At 28.1% G+C, this 8622-nt stretch carries 7 protein-coding genes and 1 pseudogene; 6 read left to right on the plus strand and 2 right to left on the minus strand.

Annotated elements, in window-relative coordinates:
* Positions 1 to 248 precede the first annotated feature (248 nt).
* Positions 249 to 896: a YaaA family protein gene (locus IBJ83_RS08070; protein WP_201276047.1), complete on the plus strand. Its 648-nt coding sequence runs from the start codon at positions 249 to 251 to the stop codon at positions 894 to 896.
* A 39-nt stretch (positions 897 to 935) separates the two neighbouring features.
* On the opposite strand, the gene IBJ83_RS08645 is transcribed toward IBJ83_RS08070, so the two are convergent.
* Positions 936 to 1241, minus strand: a complete 306-nt coding sequence (locus tag IBJ83_RS08645) for a M20/M25/M40 family metallo-hydrolase (RefSeq protein ID WP_408635050.1) — start codon at positions 1239 to 1241, stop codon at positions 936 to 938.
* 143 nt (positions 1242 to 1384) lie between these two features.
* On the opposite strand from IBJ83_RS08645, the gene IBJ83_RS08075 reads away from it, so the two are divergent.
* Both IBJ83_RS08075 and IBJ83_RS08080 read left to right on the plus strand, forming a co-directional pair.
* On the plus strand, positions 1385 to 1990 hold the full coding sequence (locus IBJ83_RS08075; protein ID WP_201276048.1) for a hypothetical protein: 606 nt from the start codon (positions 1385 to 1387) through the stop codon (positions 1988 to 1990).
* 3 nt (positions 1991 to 1993) lie between these two features.
* Positions 1994 to 2329, plus strand: coding sequence for a hypothetical protein (locus tag IBJ83_RS08080; protein ID WP_201276049.1), 336 nt, complete (start codon positions 1994 to 1996; stop codon positions 2327 to 2329).
* A gap of 238 nt (positions 2330 to 2567) precedes the next feature.
* On the opposite strand, the pseudogene IBJ83_RS08085 reads toward IBJ83_RS08080, so the two are convergent.
* Positions 2568 to 2801 (minus strand): annotated as a pseudogene (locus IBJ83_RS08085) (transposase); the annotation flags it as partial.
* A gap of 186 nt (positions 2802 to 2987) precedes the next feature.
* Here IBJ83_RS08085 and lpdA point away from each other — a divergent pair.
* The 3 genes from lpdA (at position 2988) to IBJ83_RS08100 (ending at position 8496) form a co-directional block, all read left to right on the plus strand.
* Entirely contained in the window at positions 2988 to 4388 is a 1401-nt protein-coding gene (gene lpdA / locus IBJ83_RS08090; RefSeq protein ID WP_201276051.1) for a dihydrolipoyl dehydrogenase, read from the plus strand.
* A 57-nt stretch (positions 4389 to 4445) separates the two neighbouring features.
* Positions 4446 to 6542 carry a Tex family protein gene (locus IBJ83_RS08095; RefSeq protein WP_201276052.1) on the plus strand — a complete coding sequence of 699 codons (2097 nt, stop codon included), beginning with the start codon at positions 4446 to 4448 and terminating at the stop codon, positions 6540 to 6542.
* A 424-nt stretch (positions 6543 to 6966) separates the two neighbouring features.
* Positions 6967 to 8496, plus strand: a complete 1530-nt coding sequence (locus IBJ83_RS08100; protein ID WP_201276053.1) for a thiol-activated cytolysin family protein — start codon at positions 6967 to 6969, stop codon at positions 8494 to 8496.
* Positions 8497 to 8622: the final 126 nt, after the last annotated feature.

The following is an 8622-nucleotide window of genomic DNA, read 5'->3' on the forward strand; positions in this document are numbered from 1 at the left end:
TGGTTGTGTTTTATATTTTCTTGATTTTGTGATATAATATTATTCATAAAAGAGAGTTCCTTTCTAGTTATTTTTTTTGTTATTTTAATTATACAGGATATTCTCTTTTTTTTGTACCCTTGGTCTCACATCAATTGTATCATAACAATTGAAAAGTCCAAATTATAAATAATAAATTGACTTTTACAGCTAGTAGATGTTATAATTGCTACTATTAGTATATGCTATTAAAGAAATAGGAGAGAAATATGAAAATAATTTTATCACCTGCAAAGACAATTTCTAAAACTTGTGAGAGATTTTCTTTTGGCTTAAATTTTTTAGAAAAGACGAATGAAATTTTAAAGAATGTTCCGGAAGTGTTAATTTCAAAAGAATTTTGCAAGGCTTTTTATATGTATGATGGAATGTGTTATAAGAATATAAAAAGAGAAGAGTTTGACAATTGCGATTTAGAGTATATAAAGGAGCATTTAATTATTATTTCTGCGCTTTATGGGGTGCTTAAACCTTTTGATTTGATAAATCCGTATAGACTTGATTTTCTAATGAAAACGAAAATGGGTAATTTATATAAATTTTGGGAAGATGAGATAGCAAAAGAAGTTTTAAAAGATGAAAATTTAATCATTAATCTTGCAAGTGATGAATTTTCAAAAGTAATAAAAAAATATATTACAGATGAAAAGTTTTTAGATTTTGAATTTTTTGAAAATGCTGATGGAAAATTAAAAAAACATTCCACAATTTCAAAAAAAGCAAGGGGAATGATGTTAAACTTTATGACTAAAAACAAAATTGAAAATATTGAAGAAATAAAACAATTTAATAAAGAGGGATATAAATTTAGTGAAGAAATGTCTTTTGAAAATAAATTTGTATTTATAAAAGAATAGAGAGAACAGACGTTCTCTCTATTTGTTTAAAATTATTTACTATTTTAAATAGTCGCTAACTGCTTGTACGAAGAATTTAACTCCATTTATAAAATATTTTTCATTTAAACCGAATTTTCCGTTATGATGAGGATAAGCTACTCCATCAACATAAAGAGGGTTTCTTAAGAATACATAAGCACCTTTCTTTTCTTCAAGATAGTAAGCAAAATCTTCTCCGGCTAAACTTGGTTTTTCTAAAACTTGGACATTTTCTTCGCCTAAGGCATTTATTGCACTTTGTCTTGCAAAGTCAACTATGTCATTGTTATTTACAATTAAGTCAGTCAGTAAGTAAAAAACAATTGACTTTTTTTTAGTGAAGTATTATAATGTAATGGAAAGGAGCTGATTTAAATGTTGAATATCAGTAGATATAAAAATGGAGATTAGGTTAGTTTTTATATAGAACAAATATAAAAATTCATTATTGTTGTAAGGAGGATATTATGAAAAATTTAGTAAAAAAAACAATAAGTTTTTTGATACTATTATCAGTATTAGTTTTAAATTTGACATATATTTCTAATGTAAATTATACACATGATAACGATAGAAAAACACATAAGGAAATAGCATTAGAAATAGCAAAAAAACAATTAAAAGAACAAAAAGCAGAAAGATTTCTTCCACTAATAGAAAAAGAAATTGAACAAATGTATGGAAATGTTGGTATGAATAGAGATACTACTGGGTATTTTCCTAATGGCGGAGTTGTTAAATATAAACAAGAATATACAGTACCGTCAGTAACTGTTTGTAAGGTTTTCTTTTCAAATGAAGCGTATAATTCTATTATAAATGGTAATCCATTGCCGGGGTATATAGTTGGCGCTGTAGGTTCAGTTATAATTGATGTTTTTGGATGGACTGCAAATATTGCTAACGCTATATGTTCTATTGGTTCAGGATGGAATGATTATAATATAAAACAAGCGGGTGGTGCTTTGAAATTTTATGCAGAAGATGCAAATGGAAGTACCAATATTTTGTTGCCATGGTGGGATCATCCTTTTTCAACATATCCATCTAATGCTTATGTGAGATCATTTTAATTTATGAAAAAGAATAATATTTTAATTTTAGTAAGTTTTATTGTTTCTTTTGTTACAGGATTGTTAATAACGATAAGAAGCTGGTATTTGTTTTCCATTCTAGTATTCATATTATATACTTTTATTATTTTTAAAATTGAAATTACTAAGAAAAATAAATATTTTGTAAGGGCTTCTGTGACAGGAATTTTAACACCTTTTATCTTTCTTAGAGTTACTGAAAAAATTCAAGAATATATAGAAAATGGATATTATATGTTGGTTTACTTTATAATATTTATGATTGTAATAATAATTGGTGTTTATAAGGAACGTAAACTTGATGGATATGTAAAATAAAAAGGCAACTAAATTTTAACCATTAAGATAAAAAATAAGTATATTTGAATTTATAATATAAAGAAAGTTCAACAACTAAGGTTGGGGAGTGAGAATAAAAAACCACTTCCCTTTAGTTTTTTTCTTAAAATTTTATGAAAATTAAAAAAATATCTGTTTTCCAAGTAATAATCTTTTAAACAACATAAATAAACCTACTTTCAAAATAGGTTTATTTAAGTATATTATACTCTATTTCTTATATTAATAAAATCTTATTTCTAAAATTATTGAAATTTCCCATTCTATATGTTATTCTTTTCAATGTTTTTATTTTATTGTATTTTTCATCTAAATATCCGTTGCTATAAGGAAAATCAAAGTTATTTGCTATTTTTCTATTACTTTTTCTTTCCTTCTTCCATTTTTTTATTAATTTTCTTAAATCTATTGTTAAATGTTTGTGTTTTGTGTTACAATTATTATACATCTCATTGAGTTTTTTTTTCTATTCTTACTGGATAACTTAATTTTACAATATGGGATTTAACTTTCACTTTTTGATTTTTTGTTAAATTTATATAAAAACTTGAAAAAAAATTGTTTTTGAGATATAATTTTAAGTAAGTGAAAACTTAAAAACTTAGAAATTAAAAAATTTAATTAAGGAGTGTGTTTTATGACTAAGATAGCTGTTATCGGAGCAGGCCCAGGAGGATATGAGGCTGCTATTAGAGCTGCGCAAATGGGAGCAGAAGTTGTACTTATTGAGGCAGACAGACCAGGTGGTACTTGTTTAAATAGAGGTTGTATCCCTACAAAAACACTTTGGAAAAATGCTGAAATTATGGAAAACATTCACAGAAAAGCTGAATTTGGTTTACTTATGGATGAATGTAAAATCGACCCATTAAGACTTAATGAAAGAAAGTGCGAAGTTGTTGAAAAAATCGTAGGTGGGGTAGAATTCTTAATCGGTTCTTATCCAAATATTGAATACCTAAAAGGATTTGGTTCTTTCGTTGACCCACATACAATTCATGTTAAATTAAATGATGGTTCACAAAAAGATGTAACAGCTGATTACATAATTATTGCTACTGGTTCAAAACCAAGTGTTCCACCAATCGCCGGAACTGATTTACCAAATGTAATTACAAGTGATGAATTCTTAGATTTAAAAGAAATTCCAGAAGAACTTGTAGTTGTTGGTGGTGGAGTTATTGGTATGGAATTTGCAAGTATTTACGCTCAATTCGGTTCAAAAGTAACTGTAATTACTAATGGTGTTTTACCTGCAACAGACGGAGAAATCCAAAAGAGAATTCCAAGCATCTTTAAAAAAGCTGGAATTAAGATTATAAACAAAGTTCGTGCAAGTGAAATTGCAGAATCTAACGGTAAATTAAAAGTTGTAGCTAAGAGAGTTGATAAAGACAAAGTTGAAGAGGCTGAAGGTACAATGGTTCTTTTAGCAACAGGAAGAAAAGCTAATATCGATGGATTAGAAATCGAAAAAGCTGGTGTTGCTACTGAAAGAGGAGCTGTTCTTACTGATGAAGGATTCAAGACAAATGTTGACCATATCTATGCTATTGGAGACGTTGTTTATGAAAATGTTCAACTTGCTCATGTTGCAAGTGCTCAAGCAATCCACGTTGTTGAAAAATTAATGGGAGAACACCCAGAAATTAACTTAGGAATTGTTCCTGCTTGTACATTTACTTTACCAGAAGTTGCTCAAGTTGGGTTAACTGAAGAAGAAGTTATCGCTCAAAATATTCCTTATGTTAAGAGTAAATTTATGTTTAGTGGAAATGGTAAAGCTGTTTCATTAGGAGAAGCCGATGGATTTGTAAAAGTTATTGCAACTGAAGACTTAAAGAAAATTTTAGGTATCCATATTATAGGACCTCATGCAAATGACTTAATTCATGAAGGAACTGTTGCTATGGCAAATGATATGGGAGTTGAGTCAATTGGAAAAATGATTCACGCACACCCAACTCTATCAGAAGCATTTATGGAAGCAATTCACCAATTAGAAGGAAAATCAATCCACAGTGCACCTGCAAAATAATTATTTTGTTAGAATTTAAGGGAGCGTTAGCTCCCTTTTTTATGTAAAGAGGTAGTAATGAATATTTTTGAACAAATTGCAAAAGAATTGAGTATAAAACTTTCTCAAGTTGAGAATACTGTAAAACTTATCGATGAGGGAAATACAATTCCTTTTATCGCAAGATATAGAAAAGAAGTAACTGGAAATTTAGATGATGAAATACTTAGAAATTTAGAACAAAAGTTACAATATTTAAGAAATTTAGAACAAAGAAAAGAAGATGTTATAAGATTAATTGACGATCTTGGAGAGTTGACTGACGAATTAAAAAGTGAAATTTTAAATGCTGAAACTCTTTCAAAAGTTGAGGATATTTATCTTCCTTTCAGACCTAAGAAGAGAACTAGAGCAACTATTGCAAAGGAAAAAGGATTAAAACCACTTGCAGAGTTGATTTTAGATAGAAAACTTAATGAAAATAATTTTGAACAAAAAACTTTAGAATTTATAAATGAAGAAAAAGAAGTTTTAAATATTGAACAGGCAATGGCAGGGGCTTTAGATATTATTGCTGAAATGATTTCTGAAGATAAAGATTTTAGAGATGTTTTAAGAATTGATGCCAATAAAAATGGTGTGCTTGTTTCTGAAAAAGGAAAAGAAGAAAATAATGTTTATGATATGTACTATGAATTTTCTGAAAAGATTTCAAAACTTCCGGCACATAGAATACTTGCTATAAATAGAGGAGAAAAAGAAAAAGCCTTAAAAGTTTCTGTTAAGCTAAGTGATGAAAAAAATATTGATGATATTTTATTTTCATTATGTATGGATAAGGAAAATTTCTGCTATAAATTTTTAAAAGATGCAGTTGTTGACGGATATAACAGACTTTTATTCCCACAAATAGAAACTGAAATAAGAGCTAATCTAAAAGAAATGGCTGATACACAATCAATCGAAGTTTTTGGAAAAAACTTAAAGCCTTATATTATGCAATCTCCAATTTTAGATAGAGTTGTTTTAGGTATCGACCCAGGATATAGAACAGGTTGTAAGGTGGCAGTCATTTCAAAAACCGGTTCAGTTTTGGACCATGTAAATATCTATCCGACTAAACCACAGGAAAAGATAAAGGAAAGTAAGGAAATTTTATCAAAACTTATTAAAAAATATGATGTAAGTTTAATTGCTATTGGAAATGGAACTGCTAGTCGTGAAACTGAAAAAGTTGTTGTGGAACTTATAAATGAATTGAAAAAAGAAGATTTATTCTATTCAATCGTAAACGAGGCAGGAGCATCAATCTATTCTGCATCAAAACTTGGTCAAGAAGAATTTCCAGATTTGGACGTAACTGTTAGAGGAGCTATCTCAATAGCCAGACGTATCCAAGACCCAATGGCTGAGCTTGTAAAGATTGAACCTAAACATATCGGTATAGGACAATATCAACACGATGTAAATCAAAAACAATTAACAGAAACACTATCTGATGTTATTGAAGATTGTGTAAATAAAGTTGGAGTTGATGTTAATACTGCATCATTCTCACTTTTATCTTACATTTCAGGAATGACTAAGACAATGGCTAAAAATTTGGTTTCTTATCGTGATGAAAATGGTGCTTTTAAAAATAGAGACGAAATTAAAAAAGTAAAAGGAATAGGACCGAAGGCTTACACACAATCAGCCGGATTTTTAAGAATTAGAAATGGAGAAAATCCACTTGATAATACGGCGGTTCACCCTGAAAGTTATGAAATAGCAAAAAAACTTTATGGAAAAGATTTAGATAAAGTAAATGTTTCAAAACTTTCTAAAGAATTAGAAGTAGGGGAATTAACTTTGAAAGATATAATTGATGAGTTAAAAAGACCGGGACGTGATATAAGAGAGGATATGCCAAAACCTATTTTAAGGTCAGATGTACTTTCAATCGAAGATTTGGAAGTTGGAATGGAATTAAAAGGAACTGTTAGAAATGTTGTAGATTTCGGTGCGTTTATCGACATTGGAATTAAAAACGATGGACTTGTTCATATATCACAAATTTCAAATAAATTTATAAAACACCCTTCAGAAGTTTTAAAAGTTTCTGATATAGTAAAGGTAAAAATTTTAGAAATAGACCTTGAAAAGCAAAAAGTAAAATTGACAATGAAAAAATAAATTTGGAGTTTAAAGATAACAAAGTTTATAAAAATATTAAAAATATGTAACATTTTTTTGTTACATATTTTTTTAATTTTAAATAAAGTTATAAAAAATGTAAAATTAATTTTATAAATACTTAAAAATATATTACAATATAAATGGGAAATAAAATTTTTTCAAAAGAAAAAGAAAATTACTGGAATTATAGATAAATGAAATACATATTATGAAAACGTAATTCATTCGAAATATACACATTATTTCCTTTAAGTTTATAGAAAAATTTAGTTTTTGAAGAGTAAATACTATGTGGATTATTGATAAAAAGTTTTTTAATTTAAAATTTTTTAAAAAAATTTTAAAAAATTTTTAAAAAAATATTGACAATCGTTTTTTATAGGTGTATTATTTTTGTATAAAATTTATGGAGGTAATAAATATGAAAAAAAATTTACTAAAAAAATCAAGTTTGCTATTGTTAATATCTTCACTAATATTAGCTCAACCATTAGTAACATTTGCAGAACAACCTGCAACAGCTAAAACAGACGAACAAAAAAATACTAAAGATGAATTGAATAAATATTTAAGAGGGTTAAAGTATAATAAAGATTTAATTCTGACTAATAATGGGGAAAAACTTAAAAATACATTTCCTACTACTGGAGAACATGGATATGATGGATTTACTGTTGTAGAAAAAATAAAAAGAAGTATGAGTAGCCAAAACGAAAATGCTTCAATATTGACTTCTAATGAAGACCGAATTTTTGCAGGAGCATTGTTAAAGGCAGATAAAGGACTTTTAGAAAACAATCCTACATTGATTTCTGCTGAAAGAGCTCCGATAAACCTCAGTATTAGTTTACCTGGAATGACTAACGGATCAAATGTGATAAATGTTAAAAATCCTACAAACAGTTCAGTTAAGAGTTCGGTCAATAATTTGTTAGATCGTTGGAATAATTCAAACAATGGATATTCAATACCTGCAGCAATTCAATACACAGAAGCAATGGTAAAAGATGAACATCAAATAAAGGCACAATTTGGGATTGATTTGGAAAAAATGGGGACACCATTAAATATTAATTTTGATGCTATACACAAAGGAGAAAAACAAATTTGTATTGTTAAATTTAGTCAAGTTTATTTTAATGTAAGTGTTGACGCTCCGTCAAAACCTGCGGATTTCTTTGCAAATAGTGTTACAAAGCAAGATTTAATTGACTCTGAAGTTGACGAACAAACTCCTCCTGTATATGTTTCTAATGTATCATATGGACGTTCAATGTATATCAAATTGGAAACTTCAAGTAAGAGTACAGATGTTCACGCAGCCTTTAAAGCATTAATTAAAGGTGTTGAAATTGCACCTAATTCAGAATATCATCGCATATTACAAAATACAAGCGTAAATGCTGTTATTTTAGGTGGAGATTCATCAGCTTCAACAAAAATCGTAAATGGAAAAGTTGAAGATTTGAAAAAGATAATTCAAGAAGGTGCAAATTACAATAAGAAAAATTCAGCTGTTCCTATTTCTTATAGAACTGCTTTTGTAAAAGATAATTCTCCTGCAGTTGTAAAAAATAATACTGAATACATTGAAACAAAAATAACTTCATATAAAAATGGTGAATTAGTTTTAAAACATACAGGAGCTTATGTTGCAAAATTCTTCGTTGAATGGGAAGAAGTTAGTTACAAAGATGGAAAAGAACAAAGAGTAAAGAAAGAGTGGGAACATAATGGTAAAGCTCGTACAGCAGGATTTGAAGAAACTATCCATCTAAAGGGAAATGTTAGAAATCTTAAGGTCAAAGTCATTGAAAATACTGGCTTAGCTTGGGAATCTTGGAGAACTGTTTATAATAAAGAAAATATTGAACTTGTTAAAAACAGAAAGATTTGGATTTGGGGAACAACATTAAATCCAAAAAAATCAGATATAGTTACAAATGATTAATTATAATATAAAAAAATAAGAACCATAGGCATTTTGCTTATGGTCAGACTGATGACAAAGGTGTCAATGAGAAATCATTGGCACTTTTTTAGTGGAGAAAAGAGTTAAAAAGTGGTATAATAATAT

It is taken from the genome of Parvimonas parva, from assembly GCF_016552165.1.
In the GTDB taxonomy this organism is placed as follows: Bacteria; Bacillota; Clostridia; order Tissierellales; family Peptoniphilaceae; genus Parvimonas; species Parvimonas parva.

What these genes read in the sequence shown, in the direction of transcription:
- lpdA (WP_201276051.1), top strand. Translation starts at nt 2,988, where the DNA reads ATGACTAAGATAGCTGTTATCGGAGCAGGCCCAGGAGGATATGAGGCT.
- IBJ83_RS08070 (WP_201276047.1), top strand. Translation starts at nt 249, where the DNA reads ATGAAAATAATTTTATCACCTGCAAAGACAATTTCTAAAACTTGTGAG.
- IBJ83_RS08075 (WP_201276048.1), top strand. Translation starts at nt 1,385, where the DNA reads ATGAAAAATTTAGTAAAAAAAACAATAAGTTTTTTGATACTATTATCA.
- IBJ83_RS08080 (WP_201276049.1), top strand. Translation starts at nt 1,994, where the DNA reads ATGAAAAAGAATAATATTTTAATTTTAGTAAGTTTTATTGTTTCTTTT.
- IBJ83_RS08100 (WP_201276053.1), top strand. Translation starts at nt 6,967, where the DNA reads ATGAAAAAAAATTTACTAAAAAAATCAAGTTTGCTATTGTTAATATCT.
- IBJ83_RS08095 (WP_201276052.1), top strand. Translation starts at nt 4,446, where the DNA reads ATGAATATTTTTGAACAAATTGCAAAAGAATTGAGTATAAAACTTTCT.